This is a genomic window from Methylocapsa polymorpha, assembly GCF_045689225.1.
GTDB lineage: Bacteria > Pseudomonadota > Alphaproteobacteria > Rhizobiales > Beijerinckiaceae > Methylocapsa > Methylocapsa polymorpha.
This window is the reverse complement of sequence record NZ_CP136862.1, coordinates 778,838-802,691: the sequence shown is the minus strand read 5'-3', so window position 1 is coordinate 802,691 and position 23,854 is coordinate 778,838. Positions and strand designations below refer to the sequence as shown.

The 23,854-nt window shown below is 59.6% G+C and carries 16 protein-coding genes; 4 read left to right on the top strand and 12 right to left on the bottom strand.

All coding sequences use genetic code 11. From position 1 onward, the window contains the following. Positions 1 to 2: 2 nt before the first annotated feature. Positions 3 to 1,043, bottom strand: coding sequence for a patatin-like phospholipase family protein (locus tag RZS28_RS03790; protein ID WP_407339875.1), 1,041 nt, complete (start codon positions 1,041 to 1,043; stop codon positions 3 to 5). 558 nt (positions 1,044 to 1,601) lie between these two features. On the opposite strand from RZS28_RS03790, the gene ppc reads away from it, so the two are divergent. Further along, positions 1,602 to 4,370, top strand: a complete 2,769-nt coding sequence (ppc, locus tag RZS28_RS03785) for a phosphoenolpyruvate carboxylase (RefSeq protein WP_407339874.1) — start codon at positions 1,602 to 1,604, stop codon at positions 4,368 to 4,370. A 332-nt stretch (positions 4,371 to 4,702) separates the two neighbouring features. Here the strand turns inward: ppc and RZS28_RS03780 are convergent, their stop codons facing one another. The 6 genes from RZS28_RS03780 to RZS28_RS03755 all read right to left on the bottom strand — a co-directional run bounded on the left by RZS28_RS03780 (position 4,703) and on the right by RZS28_RS03755 (position 11,106). Further along, positions 4,703 to 5,053: a hypothetical protein gene (locus RZS28_RS03780; RefSeq protein WP_407339873.1), complete on the bottom strand. Its 351-nt coding sequence runs from the start codon at positions 5,051 to 5,053 to the stop codon at positions 4,703 to 4,705. A 193-nt stretch (positions 5,054 to 5,246) separates the two neighbouring features. Continuing rightward, the gene (locus tag RZS28_RS03775) at positions 5,247 to 5,420 is read right to left on the bottom strand and encodes a hypothetical protein (RefSeq protein WP_407339872.1); all 174 of its coding nucleotides are present in this window, start codon (positions 5,418 to 5,420) and stop codon (positions 5,247 to 5,249) included. A 269-nt stretch (positions 5,421 to 5,689) separates the two neighbouring features. Next, positions 5,690 to 6,784 (bottom strand): ABC transporter permease, encoded by a 1,095-nt coding sequence (locus RZS28_RS03770; RefSeq protein WP_407341034.1) that lies wholly within the window; start codon positions 6,782 to 6,784, stop codon positions 5,690 to 5,692. 112 nt (positions 6,785 to 6,896) lie between these two features. Then, positions 6,897 to 9,647: a ribosome-associated ATPase/putative transporter RbbA gene (gene rbbA, locus RZS28_RS03765; protein WP_407339871.1), complete on the bottom strand. Its 2,751-nt coding sequence runs from the start codon at positions 9,645 to 9,647 to the stop codon at positions 6,897 to 6,899. Next, positions 9,644 to 10,735 (bottom strand): HlyD family secretion protein, encoded by a 1,092-nt coding sequence (locus RZS28_RS03760; protein WP_407339870.1) that lies wholly within the window; start codon positions 10,733 to 10,735, stop codon positions 9,644 to 9,646. Before RZS28_RS03760 ends, rbbA begins: the two co-directional genes overlap by 4 nt. A 128-nt stretch (positions 10,736 to 10,863) precedes the next feature. Further along, positions 10,864 to 11,106 carry a hypothetical protein gene (locus RZS28_RS03755; RefSeq protein WP_407339869.1) on the bottom strand — a complete coding sequence of 81 codons (243 nt, stop codon included), beginning with the start codon at positions 11,104 to 11,106 and terminating at the stop codon, positions 10,864 to 10,866. Positions 11,107 to 11,291: 185 nt separating this feature from the next. Between RZS28_RS03755 and RZS28_RS03750 the strand changes: the two genes are divergently transcribed. After that, positions 11,292 to 12,230, top strand: coding sequence for a 1-phosphofructokinase family hexose kinase (locus RZS28_RS03750; protein WP_407339868.1), 939 nt, complete (start codon positions 11,292 to 11,294; stop codon positions 12,228 to 12,230). 57 nt (positions 12,231 to 12,287) lie between these two features. On the opposite strand, the gene RZS28_RS03745 is transcribed toward RZS28_RS03750, so the two are convergent. The 3 genes from RZS28_RS03745 to RZS28_RS03735 all read right to left on the bottom strand — a co-directional run bounded on the left by RZS28_RS03745 (position 12,288) and on the right by RZS28_RS03735 (position 15,577). After that, a complete protein-coding gene (locus RZS28_RS03745; RefSeq protein ID WP_407339867.1) occupies positions 12,288 to 12,989 on the bottom strand; it encodes a hypothetical protein in 702 nt (233 codons plus the stop codon). 677 nt (positions 12,990 to 13,666) lie between these two features. Further along, a complete protein-coding gene (locus RZS28_RS03740) occupies positions 13,667 to 14,014 on the bottom strand; it encodes a hypothetical protein (RefSeq protein ID WP_407339866.1) in 348 nt (115 codons plus the stop codon). 63 nt (positions 14,015 to 14,077) lie between these two features. Next, complete coding sequence (locus tag RZS28_RS03735; protein WP_407339865.1) at positions 14,078 to 15,577, bottom strand: hypothetical protein; 1,500 nt, start codon at positions 15,575 to 15,577, stop codon at positions 14,078 to 14,080. 1,034 nt (positions 15,578 to 16,611) lie between these two features. Here RZS28_RS03735 and RZS28_RS03730 point away from each other — a divergent pair. Next, positions 16,612 to 18,666: a multicopper oxidase family protein gene (locus tag RZS28_RS03730; RefSeq protein WP_407339864.1), complete on the top strand. Its 2,055-nt coding sequence runs from the start codon at positions 16,612 to 16,614 to the stop codon at positions 18,664 to 18,666. 131 nt (positions 18,667 to 18,797) lie between these two features. Continuing rightward, positions 18,798 to 20,279, top strand: coding sequence for a tyrosinase family protein (locus RZS28_RS03725; protein ID WP_407339863.1), 1,482 nt, complete (start codon positions 18,798 to 18,800; stop codon positions 20,277 to 20,279). Positions 20,280 to 20,697: 418 nt separating this feature from the next. Here the strand turns inward: RZS28_RS03725 and RZS28_RS03720 are convergent, their stop codons facing one another. Then, positions 20,698 to 22,194, bottom strand: a complete 1,497-nt coding sequence (locus tag RZS28_RS03720; RefSeq protein WP_407339862.1) for a methyltransferase domain-containing protein — start codon at positions 22,192 to 22,194, stop codon at positions 20,698 to 20,700. A 218-nt stretch (positions 22,195 to 22,412) separates the two neighbouring features. Beyond that, a complete protein-coding gene (locus RZS28_RS03715; RefSeq protein WP_407339861.1) occupies positions 22,413 to 23,507 on the bottom strand; it encodes a site-2 protease family protein in 1,095 nt (364 codons plus the stop codon). Positions 23,508 to 23,854: the final 347 nt, after the last annotated feature.

The following is a 23,854-nucleotide window of genomic DNA, read 5'->3' as shown; positions in this document are numbered from 1 at the left end:
GCTCAGATCCCTTCCAGAAGAACATCGACATCGAGCGTCGAGCGGCATCCGAGATCCGACGCATGCGTCTCCAAAAAGGCTTGCGCGGACCTGCGCCCCTCATCACGCAGCAGGGTGAAGAAGTCCCATTCCGCATTGAGCTTGGAGGAGGCGCCGAGGTCGGTCATCAATTCGCTCGCGATTCGGTGGAGGCGCATGCCCGCCCATTGCGCGCCCTCGCTGTCGCCTGGATCGGCGACGCGCCGAAGCAAGCTGATCATGCGCAGCTCCTTTAGGAGAACGGCGTTAAAGGACACTTCGTTCAGACGGTTCAAAATCTCCGACGCGGAACGCGGCGATTCTTTGCGCTCGACCGGGTTGATCTGAACGAGAATCGTGTCTTGTGATTTGCATTCCCGAATGAGGGGCGTGATCGTAGGATTGCCGGAATAGCCTCCGTCCCAGTAAAGTTCGCCATCGATCTCTACGGCCTGAAACATGGTCGGCAGGCAAGCCGAGCCAAGCAAAACGTCGGCCGTGATCGCATCGTTCTTGAACACATGACCGCGGCCGGTCCGGACATTGGTGGCGGTGATGAAGAGCTTTATGGGCGCTTGCGCCAGCCGCGTGAAATCGATGAGCTCGGCGAGAATTTCGCGTAACGGATTCTTCCCCATCGGATTCAAGTCGTAGGGCGACAACAAGCGAGACATGAGGTCAATGCCGACATAGATGGGCGAAGAGTCCAGCGTCCAGCGGCCGAGGAGCACATCAAGCGGCCCGCGCCGGAACGGGCTGAATCGGGCGGCGTCGGAGACGCGGCGCCAGAACGTCTCGAGCGCCTGGCGCGCGCCGGCCGGCCCGCCCTTCACGTAGCCGTCGACCAGCGCCGCCGCGTTCATCGCGCCGGCCGAGGTGCCGGAAATGCCGTCGATCTCAAGCCAGGGCTCCTCAAGCAGACGATCGAGCACGCCCCAGGTGAACGCCCCGTGCGAGCCTCCGCCCTGCAGCGCAAGATCGATAAGGATGGGATCGCGTGCGATTGCAGTCTTGGCAGGCTCCATTGTCAACCGACCTCGCGATAGTCATCTGGGTAGGCTATCGTAATCTGTATCTTGTAAGGCGCCCAGATCGGAGCGTAGCACAAATTCGCGGCGCGAAATGAAGAAGCAAACCCCTCGATTCGCCGGATTCGAGCGGATCATATTGTGGTCAACAAACGCGACAGTGTGACGAACTGGGCTTCGGGCCTGGCGCAAAACGTCGGCGCCACGTCATTTCCATCACATCTGCCGGCGTTTGTTCTTCCACGGTGAAGGGCGAAATTCGTCGTCGCTTCCTTGAGGGCTGTCGTTACGCGCAAGCCGGCCTGGCGAGGTTCGACGTAATTGATCTGCCCATTGCTCTTCCAAGGGAGATCGCCGCTAAGCGTGGCCAGCGATCCAAAGCTTATGTAATGTTCGGCCTGAACTTCGGCTGGCCGCTATCGCCGCAATGGCTATGAATTCCACAATTCGCCGAGTCTGGCGTCGGCCCGGTGATTGTTTTAGTAATTGAAGCGAGCCATTGCGCTCGCCTCAATTTAGTCGAACCGTCTAGACCGCAAGCAGCACGAGGCCTGAATGACACAGATGCTCGGTTCAATCTCGAAAAGCAGCGCCTTTGCCAAGGAACAGCCGCTTATTGATGATATACGTCTGCTCGGCCAGTTGCTCGGCGACACCATTCGCGAGCAAGATGGCGCCGAAGCATTCGAGCGGATCGAGGCCATTCGTCGTCTCAGCGTCGCCGTCGAACGCGCCGCGGACCCGAAAGTTGGCCGCGAGCTCGACGCGATTGTGCGCGGGTTGACGGCGGAACAGGCCATGTCGGTGATCCGGGCCTTCAGCTATTTCTCGCACCTTGCCAATATTGCCGAGGATAGGCATCATATTCGTCGTCGCGCAGCGCTGGAGGATCAGACCGAAAGGCCCGCAAATGACGGGAGTCTCGCCTCGACTTTCACGCGATTGGCCGCTGCAGGAGTAGCGCCGGAGACGATTGCCGCGGCGCTCGGCGGAAGTTTGGTTTCTCCGGTGCTGACCGCGCATCCGACCGAGGTGCAGCGCAAGAGCCTGCGCGACGCCGAACGCTCGATTGCGAGCCTCCTCGTTGCACGGGAAAGCTTGCAAGGCGGACGGGAGAAGAAACAGAACGAGGCTCTGTTGCGGGCGCGGATAGCGCAACTCTGGCAGACCCGGCTGTTGCGCTATGCGCGATTGAGCGTCCGCGACGAAATCGAAAATGCGTTAGGCTTTTACCAAACGACCTTCCTACAGGAAATTCCGCGCCTTTACGATGAAATCGAAGAAAGGCTTGGCGGCTTGCATGTGGCGCCCTTCTTTCGCATGGCGTCATGGATCGGCGGCGACCGGGACGGCAATCCCAATGTGAACTCGCAAACGCTGTCGCTTGCGCTTCGTCGACAGTGCGAGACGGCGCTGCGTCACTATCTGGCGGAAATTCGCGAACTCAGCGGCGAACTCTCGATCTCGAGCCTTCTCGTCGGGCGCACGCCGGACTTGCAGTCCCTGGCGGACCGATCCGGCGACGAGAACCCGCATCGAGAGGACGAGCCTTATCGGCGTGCGCTAATCGGCGTCCATGCGCGCTTGTCAGCAACTCTAGTGAAGCTGACCGGCGTCGAATCGGTGAGACATGCGCCGCCCGCCGAACCCTATCTTGACGCCAAGGAGCTGCAGACCGATCTCGGCGTCATTGAAAGTTCGCTCAACGCGAATCATGGAAGCGCCTTGATTCCCGCGCGGCTCAAACCTTTGCGCAGGGCTGTCGACGTCTTCGGCTTTCATCTCGCCACGGTCGATCTTCGCCAAAGCTCCGACCGACACCAAGAGACGCTCGCGGAACTACTGGCCATCGCGCGTGTGGCCGCAGATTATGGAAACCTTGACGAATTGCGCAAGCAGGAACTCCTTCTCGATCTTCTTCGAGACCCGCGACCGCTGCGCGTGCCCGGCGTGCAATATTCTGAACGCACAAGGGAAGAGCTCGAAATCTTCGAGGCCGCGCGGGATCTGCGCAAATCATTCGGCGAACAAGCGATTCGCCACTACATCATAAGCCACACTGAAACGATCAGCGATCTCCTTGAAGCGCTTGTGCTGCTCAAGGAATGCGGCATGATGCATGGCGCGCTGGGGGATACCGACTCTGTAGTGGAGTTGCTGGTTGTTCCCCTCTTCGAGACAATTGAGGATTTGCGCAACGCCGAATCAATCATGCAAGCTTTTTACGCGCTGCCAGGAGTCGGCGATCTGATCCGCGCATCGGGCGCGCAGCAGGAAATCATGCTTGGCTATTCCGACAGCAACAAGGATGGCGGCTTTTTCACCAGCAATTGGGAACTCTACCGCGCCTCTACCGCGCTTGCCAAATTCTTCAAGGAGCACGAGGGCGTCACGCTACGTCTTTTTCACGGGCGCGGCGGAACGGTTGGGCGCGGCGGCGGACCGAGCTATCAAGCAATCCTCGCGCAGCCGCCAGAAACAGTGAACGGACAGATCAGATTAACCGAACAAGGCGAGGTCATCGCATCCAAATACTCAAACCCCGCCATTGGCCGACACAATCTCGAAGCTCTTGTAGCGGCCTCGCTCGAAGCAACGCTTCTTCCGCCTACGACGCCAGCGCCGGATGAGTTTCTTTTAGCCGCCGATCAGCTTTCTCGGGTGAGCATGGCGGCTTATCGCGCGCTCGTATATGACTTTCCAGGCTTCGTCGATTTCTTCTTCGCCGCTACGCCGATCGCAGAAATCGCCGAGTTGAACATCGGCTCGCGTCCGGCCTCACGCCGCTCGACGCGACGTATCGAAGATCTCCGCGCCATTCCCTGGAGCTTTTCGTGGGGTCAGTCGCGCATCGCTCTGCCCGGCTGGCTTGGCTTTGGATCCGCGGTGGAAACGTTCACCAGGGAGGCTCCCGTAGAACGCATGGCTTTGTTGAGGCGCATGAGCGACGAATGGCCGTTCTTCCGCGTTCTTCTATCAAACATGGACATGGTGCTCGCCAAGGCGGATATGGTTCTTGCGAAGCGTTACGCGGATCTCGTCCCCGACCAGGAGCTCGCCCAGACGGTTTTTGGCGCCTTGGAGCAGGAATGGACACGCACAGTGATAGCTCTCAACAGCATCACCGGCACAACCGAGCGCCTTGCCGATAACCCGACTCTGGCGCGCTCGATCAAGCACCGTTTTCCCTATATTGCGCCGCTCAATCATCTCCAGGTCGAGCTTATTCGCCGCTGGCGAAGCGGCAAGCATGACGACAAAACCCTGCGCGGCATTCTCATCTCGATCAACGGAATCGCTGCAGGTCTGCGCAACACAGGGTGAGGTTCCCGAAAGATGCCGCCAGGCGCCATCTTAAGCTACACGCTGCCGAGAACGGGAATCTTGATCTCAAAATGATTGATCTCTGACGCCGTATCGGGATTGCAATCAGGACCTCTCCGGGCCGGCTAGGATTGACCGTGATCCAGCATCGTAATCTCCATTGTCCAGTCGCAGCGATTCCGTCTGCCTGTCGATGCTGCGCTGGGCCGGTTCATCGACCAGCGCAGCATTGACGATTTCATTGGGCGCTCGCTGGCCTAAGTTAACCTGCCTCAGCCCATTGGGGGCAGACCGCAGTCGCACGCTTTGTCGCGACCAAAAGGCGGTCGGCGTTAGTCGCTCGGATTGCCGGGGCCTTCAGGATGCAGCGGGCTTCCGCCGAGGCCGTCGCGGCCGCGCGTTCCCGAGTGATGGTACCGGATGCGGTCCTGGCGCGAAAGACTGAGAGCGTGCTGGGTCGGCTGATAGAGGCCATAGTGCTGATAGAGGCCATAGTATTGAGTTGCGCCGACAGGATAGCGCTCCCGCGCCGTGGCCATTGCGACCGAGGCGAATACTGCCGTGGTGGCGAGTCCCATCCCGGCGGCGTGAAGCGCGCCGCTATGCTTCCAAAAAGCTGCAAAGCCTTCTTTCGCGTTGGAGCCAACGCGCCTTACGGGAGGCATTATGATGTTCGTGTTCATGGTGCGATGCTCCATATTTGTCTACCAGCGGTTATTTAGACAAAGTATGGTCGTCGCTCTATTGTACTTTCGTAATTATAAGCATTACTTGGTATGCGAATCTATACCAAGGTTTGGTTGATCCAGGTGTTGAAAAAAGCGGTGAACTGCTCAAAGCATAGCATCCCACTCGATTCATCCTTCGGAATTGGGATCATGGGTCGACGCCGAGAAAATCGCCCGCTTTGGCGCGTTCATTCGCCAAAATATCACGAGCGGCGAGGTTCGCTTCCGCAAACGTGCTGTCGATGTTGTCGATTGCATCATCCGCGTTCACGCTTCGAAAGCGGTCCTGGAACAGGCGGTCCTCGTCGATCGGGCGAAGCATCCAGATGTTCGCAGTATGGAATCGCCGAGCCATAAGAGAGCCGAATTCCTGACCCCCGATTCGTAGCCTCCGTCCGCCTCGGCTTTGGATGATCGAGCGCGGCGCCCGGGACGCCGCTTCCTAATGCGAGAGGCAACGGCGTAGCTGATCAAAAGGGGGCGCGAGCATCCGAAGCCTTGCGGCGCAGCGCCTATGTTATTTTAGTAAAGATTGTCAATCGTCACTATGCTGCACTTTGAACGCTCAGGCGGCCTCGGCTTGGCCGGACTTCACCCGCCAAAAATGACGCTGCGGAAGCGGCGCAAGGCGAAGACGAAATAGACCCCGCCGATGATGGCCATTGCGATGAACTGCGGCCAGACAATGGAAAAATCCGCGCCGCGATAGAGCACCGCCTGGGCGAAAGCGACGAAATGCGGCGTCGGGCTGATCGTCTGCATCAGATATTGCAGCCAGACCGGCATGCTCTCCATCGGAGTGGTGCTTCCCGAAAGCAGCATCATGACCAGCAGCACGGGGATCGCCAGCAGTCCGAACTGCCCCATCGTGGAGGCGATCGTGCCCAGAAGAATGCCGAGCGCCGCCACCGTGAAGACGTAAAAGCACGACCCGCCGAGAAACAGCGAGATCGATCCGGCGATCGGCACTTGCAGCCACCACTGCACCACAAGCGTCAGCGAAAGTCCGGCCGCGGCCAGAATAACGAGGCCATTGGCCAGGATCTTTGACAGCATGATCTCGGACGGCACAATGGGCATGACGAGAAGATGCTCGACCGTGCCTTGCTCGCGTTCGCGAATGAGCGCCGCGCCGGTCAGAATCACCGTCAAAAGGGTAAGATTATTGATGACCTGCATCACCGAGGTGAACCAGCTTGATTTCAAGTTGGAATTGAATTTCGCCCGCATTACGACATTGACCGGGATGTCGAGGCCTCCCTCGCGCCCGGAGAGGAAGGCCGCGACCTCATTGTAGATGATGCTCTCGATATAGATCGCGCCGTTGCCGGCCTGCGTGATAGCCGTGGCGTCTACGTTCACTTGGATCGACGTCGCCCGCCCGGAGAGAATATCGGCCTGAAAGTTGGGCGGGATTTCGATGACGAAGACAAGACGTCCCGAGTCCATCGCTGCGTCAATGTCCGTTGCCGCGATCTCTACGGCTGGTTTGAAGAGCGGCGGAGTGAGCCCATCCGCGATTCGGCGCGACAGGTCGGAATGGTCTTCGTCGACGACGCCGACAGCGAGATTGGTCGCCTCCATCGAAGCGCCTGTGGCCACGGCGTAGACGGCGACGCTGAAAGCGTAGACGACAAGGGCCAGCATGATAGGGTCGGCCAGTATGCTCCGCATCTCCTTGATCATCAGCCGATAGATGTTGACGACATGCCCGCCGAGGCCGCTAAACCCCTTAGCCCGCGTCTCCGGCGGCCCCGCCTCTTTTTTCGAGGCCGCCTCTTGGCGCCTGGGGGACATCTTAAGCCTCCTGTTTCCGCAGCACGATCAGCGCGGCGATGAGGTAGAAGAGCGCGAAAACCGCGAGGATAATGAGGTCGAACCACAAATCGGAGAGGCCGAGCCCCTTCGTAAAGGCGCCGACGCTGATCGGCTGATACCAGGCCGCGGGAAATGTCAGGCCCAGAAACCTCCCCTCGCCGGACAAGGAGGACACCGGCACGATCAGGCCAGAAAAGTTCACGGCCGGAATGACGGCGAGGATGGAGGTTGCGAAGACGGCCGCGACCTGCGTGCGGGTGAAGGTCGAGACAAGCTGGCCGAAGCCGGTCGTCGAGAACACATAGAGCAGGGTTCCAAGCGCGAGCGTGCCGGGAGACCCCTTGACCGGCACCTTGAACACGAAGATCGCCATCAGCACCAGGAGGGAGAAAGCCACCATTCCCACGGCGACAGAGGGAAGTTGCTTGCCGAAGAGAAACTCGAATTTGCTGATGGGCGTCGAGCGGAAATTGGCTATGGAGCCGGTCTCCTTCTCGCGCACCACCGCAATGGCCGACATGATGGCGGGGACCAGGATCAGCATCAGCACGATGACGCTCGGGACCATGGCGTTGACGCTCTTGAAGGATTGGTTGTAGCGGAACCGATCTTCAATATTAAGGCCGCCAAGGTAGACGTTGGAGAGGCCGTTGGGGCCGAGCCGCTCCACGGCGCGATCCTTCGCGTAAAGCAAGGCGAGTCCGTTGACATAGCCCCTCGCCGTTTCACCCCGGAACGGCATGGAGCCGTCGATCCACACGGCGATGTCCGGCGGATGCAAACTTTCGAGATCGCGGCCGAAACCGGGCGGTATTTCGATGACGAGGCTCAGCTCGCCGCTTCTGAACCGGGCCTCCATCTCCGCTGTGCTGCTGACGGGAGGCTGTTCGGAGAAATATCGCGAACCCGAGAAGCTTTCGAGCAGGGTGCGGCTTTCCGGCGTCTGGTCCCCATCGAAGGCCGCATATTTCAGATTTTCGACGTCGAAGGAAATGCCGTAGCCGAAGGCCATCATCAAGACCAGAGGACCAACGAAAGCGAAGACCAGCCGGATGGGGTCGCGCAGCAACTCCATGGTTTCGCGCCGGGCGTAAGCCCAGAGACGCTCGGGATCGAAGCGTTTCGAAACAATTGCATGGTCGTCCGCCGCCGGCGCGGCGTCAGGCGCTGGCGGCTCCGACTTCTGCGGGCGGTCGACGCCCGCCGCATCGACGAGATAGCTGATGAAGGCGTCTTCGAGGGAATCGCTCCCGCGTTCCTTCACAAGGTCCTGCGGCGCTCCCACCGCAAGCACCTTGCCCGCATGCATCAGCGAGATGCGGTCGCAGCGCTCCGCCTCGTTCATGAAATGGGTCGAGAGGAAGATCGTGACGCCGTCGTCCCGCGAGAGGTCGATCAGCGTGCGCCAGAAGGCGTCGCGCGCGATCGGATCGACGCCGGACGTCGGCTCGTCGAGGATGAGGATGGCCGGCCGGTGCAGCACCGCCACCGCGAGCTGAAGTCTCTGCTTGATGCCGAGCGGCAGGCTTTCCGGCCGCGCGTCCTCCATTTGCTTCAGGTCGTAGCGTTGCAACAGCTCCTCAACGCGGCCTTCGATCTCCTTGGCGGGCAAGTGGTAAAGATGCGCGTGCAAATCGAGATTCTGCCGGACTGTGAGTTCGCCGTAGAGGGAAAACGCCTGGGACATATAGCCGACATTGCGGCGCATCTGCATGTTGTCGGCGCCCATCGGCTTCCCGAACAGCTTCGCCCAGCCTTCGGTCGCCGGCAGAAGCCCCGTCAGCATCTTCATGGTGGTGGTTTTTCCGCAGCCGTTCGAGCCGAGGAAGCCAAAAATTTCGCCCCGCCCAATGCGGAAACTGACGTGGTCCACGGCGACGAAATTGCCGAAGCGGCGGGTCAGCCCTCCCGCCTCGATCGCGGGGATTTCGTCAGCGCTGGCCGGGCGCGGCCGCACGATCACCTCCTGATGCTGCGCGCGCTTCTCTTGCGGAAGAAGGGCGATGAAGGCGCCTTCGAGCGACGTCTCATTAGCTTGGGCGAGGATTTCCTTCGGCGCGCCGCGAGCGATCACCTTGCCGTCGTCCATGGCGGCGAGCCAGTCGAAGCGTTCGGCCTCGTCCATATAGGCGGTCGCCACGATGACGCTCATCCGCGGACGCCGCGTCCTGATCGAATTGATAAGGTCCCAGAACTGTCCGCGCGAGAGCGGATCGACGCCGGTCGTCGGCTCGTCGAGAATGAGCAGGTCCGGGTCATGGATCAAGGCGCAGCAGAGGCTGAGTTTCTGCTTCATGCCGCCGGACAATTTGCCAGCTGGGCGATCTTCGAACGGATCAAGCGCCGTCGCCTTCAAGAGTTCGTCGATGCGCGCGTGGCGTTCGGCGGCGGACTGGCCGAACAGACGGCCGAAAAAATCGATATTCTCGAAAACGGTGAGCGTCGGATAGAGATTGCGGCCGAGCCCTTGCGGCATGTAGGCGATGCGGGCGCAATTTGCCGTGCGAAAGGCGGCGTCCGCCATGTTTCCGTCGAAGACGGTCACTTGGCCGCTTTGGATCTTGCGCACGCCGGACACAAGCGCGAGCAGCGTGGATTTGCCGACGCCATCCGGCCCGATGAGCCCCACCATGCAGCGCGCGGGGATGTCGATGGTCACGTCGTCGAGTGCGTTGATGGTCCCGTATCGGTGCGTTACGCGCTCGAGCCGGGCGATGACGGGATCGGTCATTGAGGAAGCTTCACCACGAGGTCGTCCGGCCATGCGATCGAGGGGCTGGTGCGGGCGAAGCCGATGCCGCGAACGCCCGTCTTCACCTGCTGGTGGTAACGCTCCAGAACCTTGGGGTTCACCTGGAGCTTGACTCGAAACATCAGCTTCTGACGCTCATCGGCGGTTTCGACGCTCTTTGGCGTGAACTGCGCATCGGTCGCGACGAATCCAACCGTTGCGGGGATGACATATTCGGGAATGGGATCCGCGATGATGCGGGCCTCGTCGCCGAGGGCGAGCTTGCCCACGTCGGTCGCTGGCAGGTAGATCGTCATGTAGACATCGTTCAGATCGAGGATCGTCAGCACGCGCTGGCCCGGTACGACCACTTCCCCGGCGCGGGCGAGCCTGTATTGCACGCGTCCGTTTCTCGGGGAGACGAGCACTTGATCGACCAAAATCGCTTCGAGCCGCTGGACGTCGGCCTCGGCCGACTTGATCGCGAACTGGGCCTGATCGCGCTGGTCGGTGGCCGCGCGGTATCCGGCCTCGGCGTTTTCGAACCTGTTACGGCGCTGGTCGACAACCTGTTGGGTTATGTTCCCTCGCTCTAGAAGGCTCTTCCCACGTTCCAGATCGGTTTTTGCGAAGGTCAAGTCGCTGCTGCGTTGGGCGATGAGCGCTTCGGCCGCCGACAGCGCCTTCTTTGAGCCCAGCACCTGAGCCTGCGCGCCCGCAAGCTGGGCTTCGATTTCCGGCGAAGAGATCGTGCCGACGACCTGTCCCGCTGTCACCTCGTCGCCTTCATCCACGGTCAGCGTCGCGAGCCGGCCGGCGTATTTCGCCGCGACGTCCACCTGCGTCGCTTCGATTCGTCCATTCGATTTCACGATCCCGTCGGGCATGGTGCGGCCGCGCAGACGAGCGATCAGGGTCTGCACCGCCGCTTGGGCTCGCGCTCTGGGGCTTTGCGCCGCCGGTTCGGCCCGCGCGTCGGAAATAAACGGGCCCCCTCCCGAGGATAGTCCCGCCGATCGGGGCGCAGGAAAAGCGCCGGCGACGAGAACAGACGCCAAAAGAACGGCGGCGGGCTTGCAAAGAGACATTCAGGGCCCTCTCTGGACGGGATGCGTCCCAAGCTTAAGCTTAGAGCGTGATACGGTCGCGGCGTCCATCATAGTCCATTCTCGCGCGGTCGCAGAAGGCGTAAGGCGCGCATGCCGTGAGGCAAGGGTCAGCCAAGAGATAGCCGAGAGATGGCTGGCGGCGCTGGCTCTGGCGCAAACGGCTGAAGCGGGGCATATTCGCCCAAACTCGCCGTTTGAGGAAATGAACCCGGATGCAGGATGATCTTTACAAGGGCCGTCGTTTCGACCTGGAGATCATCATCCTCGGCGTCCACCAATGTTTGCTGTTCGAGCTCAGCTTGCGAGACCTCGCGGAAGTGATGGCCGAGCAGGGAGTTTGCGCGGCCCATAGGACGATCTGCGCAGGATCCGATCAGGCCCTTCGTGGGGCTCAGGAGGTCCGTTCAAACGCGCAAGGCTTCGCATCAAAGATGACGGGACGCTCGAAATCTGGACCCCGGTTCTCGCCGCCTAAACCGCACCTGCTCCTGAGCGTCTCCTTGCACTGACTTCGAAAGCGTGAACCAGAGCCGGCATGACCGACATTGTCACCTTAACGCTCAACCCGGCGCTGGATCTCTCCACATCGGTGAACAGGCTGATCCCAGGCCACAAGCTGCGTTGCGAGGGGCTCCGGCGCGATCCGGGCGGCGGCGGCGTGAACGTCGCCCGAGTGATCAATCGGTTGGGCGGCGACGTGACTGCTGTCTTTCCTGCTGGAGGACCGTCCGGCGCGATGCTGCAGCAGCTTCTTCGGCACGAAAGGGTCGCGAGCCACGTCATCCTCACCCGCCAGGACACGCGCGAGAACGTTCACGTTTTCGAGGTGGAAACGAAGCAGCAGTACAGGTTCGTGTTGCCTGGGCCACCGCTCAGCCAATCGGCTTGGCGACGCTGCCGTAGCGCCGTCGTCTCGGGATCGCGCGCGGCGAAATATGTCGTCTGCAGCGGCAGTCTGCCGCCAGGCGCGCCGGAGAACGTCTATGCGCGCTTGGCCAGAGACGCGAAGCGGGCAGGCGCTCGGTTTGTCGTCGACAGCTCCGGACCAGCGCTTCGCGCGGCCTTGGACGAAGGCGTCTATCTGGCCAAGCCAAGCCTAAGCGAGCTCCGTCACCTGACCGGTCGGAAATTGGACACCGAGGCTTCCTGGATTGAGGCTTGCCGTCAGCTGGTCGCCGCGGACGCGGCCTGCATCATCGCTCTGACGCTCGGTGAGTGCGGCGCGCTGCTGGTGACGCGCGAGGCCACGCTGCGGGCTGAGGCGCTGCCGATCGACGCGGCGACCACCATTGGCGCCGGCGACAGCTTCCTGGCCGCGTTGATTCAGAGCTTTACGCAAGCCCTCCCGATGGCGGAGGCGCTGCGCATGGCTGTCGCCGCCGGGGCTGGGGCGCTTCTGGGCTCGGGAACAGGACTTTGCGTGCGAAAAGATGTCGAACGCCTGATGCTGCAAGTACGAATTAAGGAGCGCTGAGCAGAGCTCCAGCGCCGCGCTCCGCGAGGAAAGCGGCGTCCCCGCGCCCGGTTTCCTTCATGGCAACTCCAGATCGAGCCAGGACGCAGCAAGTTGGTCTTTGGCGCCGATCAAGGTTGCGTAATGCGCGGAAACGCCGGTCGCCGTAACGACCGCCCATTTCGCGCATTCATAACTCAGGTGACAAAACGGAAATATAGCATCGGCCGGCATTCCGACGACTGGCTTAAGAATTTCGCGCATTTCTTGGCACAGCTCCGCGTGTCTCCCCTCTTCGTCATGCCACTCCGGCTGAAAATCGGCGAGGGCGTCTCGAAAGTCGCCGAGCGCTGCGAAGCTAATAAATATATTGCTGGTTTCTTTGAGCTCGCATTCTTTGAGTTTCGCCAGTCCTTCGTATTTGGCGGCGACTGGCTCCCGATAGAGAAAGGCGCAACGCTCGACTAGGCCCACATTGTGGGCGTTTTCATCTTCAAAGGTCTTAACCAGGTGGTTGATATTGGCTTCAAGAGCCGCCCACGCCATGATCACCGAAGCGGAGACGCTCCAAAAGATCGGATTGCATTCCTTGTCGAAGGCGCGCTCCGCATTCTCGGACTCTATACGGTGAGCCTGCCTCGCAAGAACCGCCGCAGCTTGAATGTGATAAGCGGCGAGATTCGCGCGCAGCTGCGCGTCACGCCTTGCAGCGCCCCCTGCATCGGCTAAAGCCGGGGCGCGGGTAATATGCTCGACCTTTGGTGTTGCTGCCTTGGCCATTTGTTTCCTCTTCGCCATAGCTGACGCTCGTCAGCGCGAAATTGTTAGCTTACGTTATAGCTCCGGGCGATCTCGGCGTCTGCCGCCGAATTTCGATCCAAATGGATCTTCGCGACTTTCCGTGCTCGGGCTTTCTCGGCCGGCTCTTAGCGTGCAAATGGGGCATGTGAAAGATGGCGAATTGGTGTTGGGCCCGGGGCTGAAGGTCGGCAGCAGGACGAACTTCGGGGATAATCGCTGGGTCCGCGTCGGCTTTTGGGAAGGGAATGGCAGCCTGTCTCGGCTGCGGCGCGCTCTCGATTTAGCGGCGCAGCTGGCGTGTCCGCAACTGCAGAGCGGTCCAAGGGGCGCCGATGATCTTCAAGCTGCGGGTGGACGCCGACGATGTCGCAACGAGGATGTATGCGGAAGCTATTTGTCGGAAAGCTTTCGGCGGCAGCTACTCCGGCTGCACGCCGGACCCGTCGCGGCGCCGAGTTCGCGCGGCTTTTCGGCCATTCCGCCGGAGGTAGGGACAGCGAAGGTTGTTGGCGCGTTCGCCCACGATAAGCGGCAACGCCATTTTGCCGCAGATCAAGCCGGACTGCCGGCGCGGGCGGCGTCGCATCCCTAATTCGGCGCCGCCGCGAAGAGTTAGGGCGCAGCGGGCCGCTGCGCCTTAAGCGCGCCGTTGGCGGCTATTGCTTGGCGCCGGCGTCGATCCAGGCGGAGATCGCCTCGACGATGTCCGTGGCGAGGTACGGTCCACCGGGCGGCATTTGTGGAAAGGTGCTGCCGTCGAACGGCGCCTTTCCGGACAGCGCGAGGATGATGTTGGATGTCTTGCCGCTCCCCTTGGTAAGGATCGGAAAGCCGGGGATCGCATCTTTGGTGACGAAATATTGGTACTTCTCGTCGGGGGTGCTTCCCCCTTTTTCCCACATGACGCCATGCGGAGCCCCGCTAATAGGAATGTTGTTGTTCGTTACGAATGTCTGCAGCGCAGTCTGAACTTCAGCGAACGTTGTGAAAACAATTTTGGCCATCAGAGCCTTCTCCTCGCCATGAATTATGTCGCTCACTGGATGGATCGGAAATGAGCTTCGCGGTCAGCGCCGGCTCACCGCCGCCGAACGTTCTATAAAGGATCGCAGGGAGGCTGCTTCATCGGCGTCGATCGACTCCGGCGGCGCCGTCGAATTGGAAGGCGCGGCGCCGATGAGACGGCTCATATCGCCGCCGATCGATTGCCCCTGCGTGCCATGACAGCCCTGGCAGCCGCCCATTTGGAACGGGCTTCCTGGGGCGCCATTAAGGTAGACGTTCTTAAACGGAACCGTGACGCCGTTGGGCGCGGCTCCAAAGAAATTCTGAAGCGTCTGATTGGTCTCAACCACGATATTGGCGAGATAATAGTAGCTATACGTGTCTGACGAGGCCGGAGACGCGGGCGGTCCATCGATCGGCGTCGCCTGGACCCCGACGAGCTTGTAGTACTGCCAGACCGTCGCGGGGTCCTTGGCCTTGAAAGCCGCGTGAACCGCGTCGTTGACCGGCGGAATCTGCGAATGGATCGGGTGCGCGCGGGTCACCGGGATGTTCGGGAGGTTGGTGCCAGTGTTCTCGAATCTTAGATCTTCCGCGTTGATGTTGTTTGCGTCGTCGAAGTCGTCGACCTGCTCCCAGCTCGCAAATACGAAAGTCGGGAACGACTTCGTTTTGTGGATGATGTGCAGAGCGACGAGGCCGAAGACCGCATTGTTGTACTGCTGATTGACGAACTGCTGGCCAGTGTAGTAGATCACCTTGCGTGTGTAGAAGCGGCCGCTCTTTGTCTCGACGTCAGTCAACCGGCGCCATGCCGCTTTGATCTCGATAGCGCCCTCTCCAGCGTCGCCGTTCACCTTGGCGTCGCCGCACGGCAGCGAGACGATGGACGAATCGAAGCCGCATATTCCGCCGTATTGAGCAAGGTTGCCTTTTGTCTTCGTCAAGGCGGCGTTAAGCGTCGAACAGTTCCCGAGACTGTCGCATTTCGTAAGGCCGTTTTTATTGGCGTAGTCAAAGACGGCGCGACTTACTTTCGCCTCGTAGACGAGGCGAATGTTCTTGTGCGCAAACATGTTGCACAGGCCGATCTCGCTTGATTCGTCGAGATTATTGAAGATGTCGAGCGTCGCATTGTTGGCCGCCGTGATTGGGGGACCGGTATACTTGTAAGACGGCGCGCGCGAGTCGAAGCTCGGGTCGGTCTGCCCGCCTGCCGGGAACAGTTCATTCTTGTGCCGGTAGGTCTGCCAAACAAGCAGCGGGTAGTTGCTGGCGCTGTCGGCCTTGATGGTCAGGAAGTCGGCGTTGACGTTGGATCGTCCGCGCGTTCCGGTGGTCGCCGGATCCAGCGCAGTCCAATTCAGGGCGATGAACTCACGCCAAGCAAAGATGGCCAAGTCTTGAATGCTGGCCCCCGACCCGGTGGGCACATCGTGCGGCACCTCGGGGCTGATGAGATCACTCGGGAGCGGAACCTGGGCCAATGCGGGCTGCGCAATCCATAAGGCTTGCAACGCGAGGACGGCGAGCGAATATCGGGTTGATGATCGTCCAGTCATTCAATTCCCTTGTGAAATAAATAATATTCAATGATGATAGTTATCGATAGTTTCCTATTACAAATTTGGCCCGGGAACAACCGAAATTTTGACCGATGGCGCCGACGCCGTGTCGTTCCAAGCGGTAGCATCGCGCATACGCCCTGACCGGGTTGGCGCCGCAACCTACCGAGCAGCCGTTCGGTAAGGCCCTATACATGCAGCGCGCGCCATTGGTGAGCGATTACATTTCCGGTTGCGTTTCTCTGGTCACTTATTGGTCTATTTGGCGCTAAATGGAATCACTCAGATAGAGGGTGTTGGCGGGAGCGTATCCCCGAAGTTGCGCATCATCGCCGGATTTGCTGTTTTTGGAGTCTTGAGGTTGAGCACAGGGAGGGCGATGATCGGGAAGATTGTAGGTTGCGATAGCCTATCGGACTCTCGATGCGCCTAGCCGATAAGATCGGTGCCCGCTGCCGTCGCAACATGCCGAATGCTAGAATGCGGGGCGGCCGCGGCTGAACGGGAAGGACTTGCGGCCCGAATTGTGGAGCAAACGGTCTGGGTACGGGGCGCTCCGTTTTAGGTGTTAGCTCTGGCGGCGGTATTTGATCAACCACAGCAAGCAATTGAATCAACGAATTATGGTGTGCATCGCCCCAGTCGAATCATAAATGCAACGACAGTCATATTTGCGTCGCGCGCTACAATCTATCGTTGCGTGCATTTGGCCATGAGTTACGATATTCTCATCAATCAATGATGCTGGCCGTGGATTGAACAAACGTGGCGCCGTTAGGTCATCATGGCGTAACATAGCGGGTAAAAGATTCAAGTGCATGACGATATATCATTGGCATTCGTTTCGCTGTCTCGTGATTCAATGGAACCCGCAGCGCTCGCCAATCGTTCAGCTATTTAGGCCGCGTTATTCTACCTAGGGGAAAGGCCGCGCGGATTCGTCGACTTTAAAAAAAATCGTCTTACGGGGGAGCGATATGTTGAGGGACGGGAACAAGCGCCCGCGGCTTCAATCGCCGCGGCTACGATTCATGTTTTGGCGCGGGGTCGAGACGCTTCTGGTTTTCATCGGAAGCTCGGCGCACTGCTCAGCGCAAACTGCCAACCTGATATTCGCCAACCCACCCCGCCTTGAGGAGAGCACGAGCGCGCCGCCGCGCGAGACGGAATTGATCGCTCCGCAAGCGGCGCTCGGTTTGACCGGCAAGCGGCAACTCGATCTCAACATTGTCTACACCGACAATAAGATTTGGAACCCAGCCTCCAACCGGTTCGACAAGGTGCGGTTGCGCAGCTATGCGGGCGCCGACGCCAATCCTGAGGCCCCATATGTCGCGCCGTTGATCGAGGTGAAGCCCGGCGAGCGCGTCGGGATTACGCTGCATAATAAGTTGCCAGCTGACCCGAGCTGCCTCGGGCACGACGCCAATCCCGACGCGCCGCATTGCTTCAACGGCACCAATCTCCATGCGCACGGCCTCTGGGTCAGCCCGACAGGAAATAGCGATAATGTGCTCTTGTCGATCAACCCAGGCGTCGACTTCGAATATGAATACAACATACCGGCGGATCATCCTTCAGGGACCTTCTGGTATCATTCGCATCGGCATGGCTCGACTGCCTTGCAGGTCTCCAGCGGCATGGCAGGCGCGCTCATCGTGCGTGGAGAGCGTCCGCCGACGCCAAAAACAAATGGAGACATCGATGTAATCCTGAAAAACCAGGATCTCAGCGCGCTGGAGGAACGGATCCTCGTCCTTCAGCAAATCCAATATGCATGTCTCGATGCAAAGGGCGATATTAAGGTCCAAAAGGATAGCTCTGGCAATGTCGTCGCCTGGGTTTGCAATCCCGGCGATGTTGGCGGAATCGAATTCTATTCCGATCCGAGCGGTCAAGGCCAGTTTGGGCCAGGCACCTGGAATCAGTCTGGGCGCTATACAACAATCAATGGGCTCGTTCGGCCTGTTTTTCAGGCCAGAGCCGGACGCGTCGAGCGCTGGCGCCTGATCCATGCCGGTGTGCGCGACACGATTACCCTCGCGTTTCGTCGCAAAAAGCCGGGGGCGCCCTCTGCGGCCGCCCTGCGCCCCGCCGAGCTTGAAAGCTACATCTCGGAGTATTGCACCGGCGATCCTCTGGCCTACCATCAAATTGCAGCCGACGGGCTAACGATGGCTAAAGCGCATCCAGGGACCCTCACAACTCTACAGCCCGGCTACCGGTATGATGCTCTTGTGGTCTTTCCCGAGTCCGGGGACTATTGCGTCACCAATGAATCGGCGCCGGCCGCGGGCAGCGTCAGCCGCCAAGCCGTCAGCCGGCAATTGCTAGGCACGGTCGAAGTCGCGCCGGGGGCGACAGTTTCCAATATTGGCTCTTATTTGACAGAAGCGTTGATCTCTGTGGCTGAACGGACGTTGGCGCAGCCCGTCCGCGGCAAAGTCGTCGCGGATCTGAAGGATGGGTTGAAGCTCACAAGTTTTGTGCCCCATCCGGACATTGAAGATGGCGAACTGACCGGCAAGCAAGAGCTCGTATTCTTCATCGATGTGCCGCAAAACGGCAATGTGAAGTTCGAGGTTGGCAATAAATCGATCGATCCGAAAAATTTCGATTCGAACGCGTTCAAGCCGCTTCCCTATGATCCCAATCGGGTGGATCGAACGTTGCGGCTTGGGGGCGTCGATGAGTGGACGCTGCAATCAGGATTTGTCAGCCATCCGTTCCACATTCATGTCAATCCGTTCCAGATCGTCGAAATTATCGATCCTAACGGGCATGACGTGAGCGCGCCGGGAGCTGTCGACAACGGCGGCGGTCAGATTGATCCGCAATATCCAGGTCTGAAGGGCGTATGGAAGGATACGCTCTGGGTCAAGAATTTGATCTCGAACCCAGCCGATTTTCCGGCAAAGCTTCCGAGTTCCGTCTATACGATCAAGGTTCGAACCCGCTACCAACGTTACATCGGCGAATATGTGCTGCACTGTCATATCCTGGATCACGAAGATCAGGGCATGATGCAGAATGTTGAGATCGTATTGCCTGACGGCATAGGCGGACTGGTTAGCAGCCTTCACTGAATTTTCGTCGCAAGGCGGAGAGCGAACTGCGCCTCAATCATTAGGCTTCGGCATGCGCCGCCTAAAGCGGTTGCGCGCGTCTTTGCATCGAGGTGCGGATTACCACTGCAATTTATTCTTGGGAGGGAACTATGCTGACACGCAGACAGATCATCAAAAATGCGGCGGTGAGCACAAGCTTGCTCGTGACGGCAGGCGGGAACGTTTTGGCGCAGACCGGTCCGGCGACGTATGTGAGGCGCGATATTTCCAGCCTACCCAGCGGCGGGACCGAGTTGAAGGCTTTGCACAAAGGGGTCGCCGCCATGAAGTCGCGACCTGCGACCGACCCGACGAGCTGGCTTTTCCAGGCCAACATCCACGGCACCTACGATCCGACGCCGCCCCAGTTTGCGGACGTATGGGGAACCTGCCAGCACGGCAGTTTCTTCTTCCTGTCCTGGCATCGCATGTATCTTTACTTTTTTGAGCGTATTCTTCGTAGCGCCAGCGAGGACAACGCGTTTGCTCTTCCTTATTGGAACTACTCGAAGTCTACGGAACGCAGCCTGCCGGAGATATTTCGTCAACCCGCCACGAGCGCCAATCCGCTCTTTGTTTCAGAACGGCGACCGAGCATCAATGCAGGCGGCCAGCTGACCGCGAGCCAGACCAGCGCGACGACAGCGCTCGCGTCAACCGTCTTTGATTCCCCGACCGGTTCAGGATCGAGTTTCGGCGGCCAAAGGGTCGCGGCTCCCATACATTTCTCCGGTCCGCATGGGCTCCTGGAATCGCAGCCGCATGACATCATTCATGTCATCGTCGGCGGCAATGGGTGGATGTCTGACCCGAATCTGGCGGCGCGCGATCCGATCTTTTGGCTGCATCATTGCAATATAGATCGACTCTGGGCGCATTGGATTGCTTCGGACCAAGGCCGCAGCAATCCCTCCAAATCGGAAAAAGCCTGGTACGACACCAAGTTTACATTCTACAATGAAAAAGCGCAGAAAGTGACGTTGACGGGGGCCGAGGTCACCGACTTTGTGCGCCAACTGCATTATACTTATGACGATCTGCCAAGCGAGATCGCCGCAGCCCAAGAGTCCGCGACGCCGGAGGCCGCAACGAGCGAGGCCGCGCCAAGCCGGGTTTTAGCCGCGCAGCCTCAAGCTGCGTCTGCGCTTGCTCTTGGCCCGAAGGACGCCGCCGTCACCCTCCATCCAGTCGGCGGTCCGACCCCCGAAGCCGCGGTGGGCGGACCGGGCGCGGGACCGACCGTCCTCTCCTTCGATGGAATCAATTACCGATACCCGATCGGGGTGTATTACGAGGTCTATCTAAACCGGCCTGCCGACGCGCCGACGGACCCCGAGGGACCCTATTACGCCGGCAATATCACCTTTTTCGCCTTGGGCCATGCCCAGGGCGAGACTCGTGAGGTTTCGGATGCGCGCACCACGCTCGATGTCGGCCGCGTGCTCGCGCACCAGCGTGAGCTCGGCATATGGAGCGGCGGCGACGTCAAGGTGGAGCTACATCCCCAGGGCGTTGAGGAAGCGGTAAGCGCCGAAGCGGCGCCGGCGCGTCCGCTCGCGACGATCGGCCAGATCCGTCTTCTTGGGAAATGAGGCAAGGGCGTAAGGCCTTTGTCGCTTTCCGCGCCAAAGCCGGGCCAGTCCCCGGCTTTCGGCCGCGGGAGAGCGTGGTCATAATGGCCGAGGGCTCCGTGCGCCCGCGGTCGAATGTCGTTCGTTCTTTCGCCAGGAATAAAGTGTTCGATCCCCGGTTTTGATGGTCTGGCTGTGCTGGGGGGACGATGCCGAGGGCCCGGTTTATGGGGGCTGCTTAGGTCCTAGAGCATGTTCCGAAAAAGTTGATCGACTTTTTCGATCAGAACATGCTCCAACTCTTTGAATTAGAGTGATTCCTTTTCGATCAGATGATTCTATCTGATCGGGAAGCGCTCCAGAACGGGCTGTAGAGCTTGTTCGGGTCGCCGACCAAGAAACTGCCAACGAAGGTGTGGGCGATACCTTTGACCGCTGATCAACTGCGTCGCAATAGGACTACAAATCCTTCGACCGGAATGTTGGCTTCAAGGCGGATTGTCGTCGGAACGCTTGTGAGAGGGCTGAAGGCTTCCGTGGAAAGGACCTCGATATAGGCGGGGTTATGCGAGAATCGTCCCGAAGAGAGCAACTCGTACCCATCGTGATTTCCAGTTTCGAAACTGAGGGCGAATATTCCACCAGGTAAAAGGCGTTTCCCCACAGACTCGAATAATTGAGCTAGGTCACCAAAATAGACCAGAACGTCCAGCGCAATGATCAGCTCAAATTGCCGATCGCAATTTGTGAGATATTCGATCGCCTCGCTTTGAACGAGATGCTGATATAGACCGCGTTCCTTTGCTTTCTCCAACATGCCCGGAGAAATATCGACGCCAATAAGATTATCTCCAAAGGATACAAGATACTTTGCGGCCAAACCTGTCCCGCATCCGAGATCAAGAACATTTGAGAAGCGTTCATGAGTTTCGGTGAGTAGCGCGCAGCATGTTGCAGGAACATTGTATTTTAGATTCTCAACGAGATGTTTGTCGAAACGCGGCGCGTAGCTATCAAAGCTTGCTTTTAAATACCTGCTCGGAGCGCGCGAATGAACATGCCCGACAAGAACCTCAAAGTGATAGCTTATAATCGGATCGTCCGGATCTTGCTCGAGCAGCATCCTTCCTAGGCGCACAGCCGCTTCGCGGCGTCCAAACCCGATGAGCGCTTGGAATGCTTCGCGGCATACAATTGTGATATCCTCGGCTCGGTCGCCGGCAATAGAACGATATACTTCTATTGCCTGCTTGGCGGAATTGTCGATCAATGTCGCGATCATGCGGGCGCGGGCGAATTTTTGTATAATTAGCGTCTCGTGCGGACAAGCTTGCGCAGCCTTTTCAAGGGCGATGGAGGCTGGCAAAAAGTCGCCCAGAAGATACAAAGCTTGGCCGAGACAAGCGTAAATGGCCATAGATACGACGCTCTCACTCAAAGCTCTGCTCAATAAGTCGGCCGAGCTTCTAAAGCGACGCAACTCGAAATGTAGCAGACCGAGCCCGGTCAAAGCCTCCGCGGAGGACGCATCGATGCGGAGCGCTTCAAGGAAGGCATTTTCGGCCGCGGCTTTATCGCCGATTTCGTTTTCGACGCCCGCGAGAATGAGCCATGTTTGCAATTGATCTCGATCAAGCGCTAAAGACGCGACTAAAACGTCGCGCGCGTCGGCAAGTTTGCCAGCAGCGCGCAAAGCGCCGCCAAGCTCGGCCAAATTGGTCGGCTCATTCGGCGCGAGCCTTGTCGCTGTAGAAAGCGCGCTGGTGGCTTCGTTGAAACGCTTGTCCGACCAGAGAGCGAGGCCGCAATAACGGAAAATTGTTGCGAGCGGCGCGCCTTCGGCGAAGAGCTGCCTCGAACGCGGATACTGCGTCATCCACGACCGAAGTTGATTTTCGAGCCCTGGGGGAGGCGCAGAAGCAATTACAATTTCCATTACAGTTCACTTCCGCTTGGGAGCTCGCTGTTGGTATAGTGACGCGTGGAACTTGCCCCTGGCTGTTCGCTGCTTTGACCGTCCGCCAGAAGCTCCAGTTCGCGGCGAGTTTGCTCCCTTGCGAGCTTGTTGACCGCCGTCGCCGTTGAACAATCAATGTGGCGGCCGGCGCGAACCTCCGCCCGATCGTAGCCTTGCAATTAAGCGCGCCATGCTCTTCAGCCTCGACCGAAGCGCCAGTCGGGTCGCATGCTCTTGATGATCATCATCTCGGCAAGGTTCTGGCGGGTGAGGAGACCGACGAGGAGCCCGTTGGGATCGGTGACGGCCAGAACCGCGGCTCGCGGTCCTCGGAGCCGATCGAGCACGGCCTTGAGCGGGGTTGAGTTCCGCACGGTCTCAATTGGCGCGCGCATGAATGTGGCGATCGGGGCCTCGCGGTCGTAATTCTTCAGGGCCGAGAGCATGTCCTCCCGCACAATGAGGCCGATCGGCTTCCCAAAAGCGTCGACGACCGGGAATTCGTGCTGTGCGGTCGCGAGCAGCGTCTCGATCGCCGCGGCCAGGTTCGCTTCGACGGGGATCGCATTGAAGCGCGTCTCCATTGCGTCGGCGACGGAAAGCCCATGCGCCGCTTCGTCGAAGGCCGTCATCTGCGCCTCTCCCGCAGCGGCCATATAAACAAAGATCGCGATGAAGATCAGGAGCGGATTGCCGAAGAGGCCGAGAAAGCCGAGCGCAAACGCGAAGGCCTGCCCGATGGAGGCTGCGACCTGCGTCGCTCTGACGCCCCCGAGTTTCATGGCGAGCAGCGCGCGCAGGACGCGGCCGCCGTCCATCGGGAAGGCGGGGATCATGTTGAAAAGGACCAGGAAAACATTGGCGGCGGCGAGCCGCGCAAGAAGCGACACGCGCGGATCGTCGATCCTCGCCAAATTGTCGGGATGAATCGCGCCGAGAACGAGAAACAGGAGGAAGGCGATGACGACGTTCACCATCGGTCCCGCAACCGCAACCGCGAGCTCCTGCGCGGGCTTCTCCGGCATGCGCGGCATCAGCGCCACGCCGCCGATAGGAAGCAGGATCACCTCCGGGGTCTCGATGCCGAAGCGGCGCGCCATGAGGATGTGGCCGAATTCGTGAAGCACGACGCAGCCGAAGATGAGCGCGATGAAGAGCACGCTGTCGCGCGCGGCGGGCGCCCCTCCCTTCAGCCAGGCGCTGACCCCGATCCAGGCGAGGAGCAGAAAGAAGGTGAGATGCACGCGGAGGGTCGTCGCGCCGAAGCGGCCGATCGTCAAGGACCAGGACATGGGACTTCCTCCGGCGCGATTTTCGTTTCGGAAATTATCCATTCTGGCTCGCGAGCGCCAGATCGACGCGGCGAAGTCTCGAACCGACCAGCCGGCGGCGCTTGGACATTCTCCTTGACGGTGACAATGGCGGCGAGGCTCTGCCGCGATCCTTGGATTGCGACCTCGGCCTAGGCGGGAACTGCCAACGCGCATGAGCGGCCTCGCGCGGCGAGCATATTAGGATGCGGAGGCGGACGGCTGCAATCAAATCCGGTCTCGTCACGTTCAGGGCGGTCCTCGGAGCTGACATCGCCGAGGCGCGGACGCGAATCACCCAGCCAAAGGCCGCCATTCTGAACCGAGGA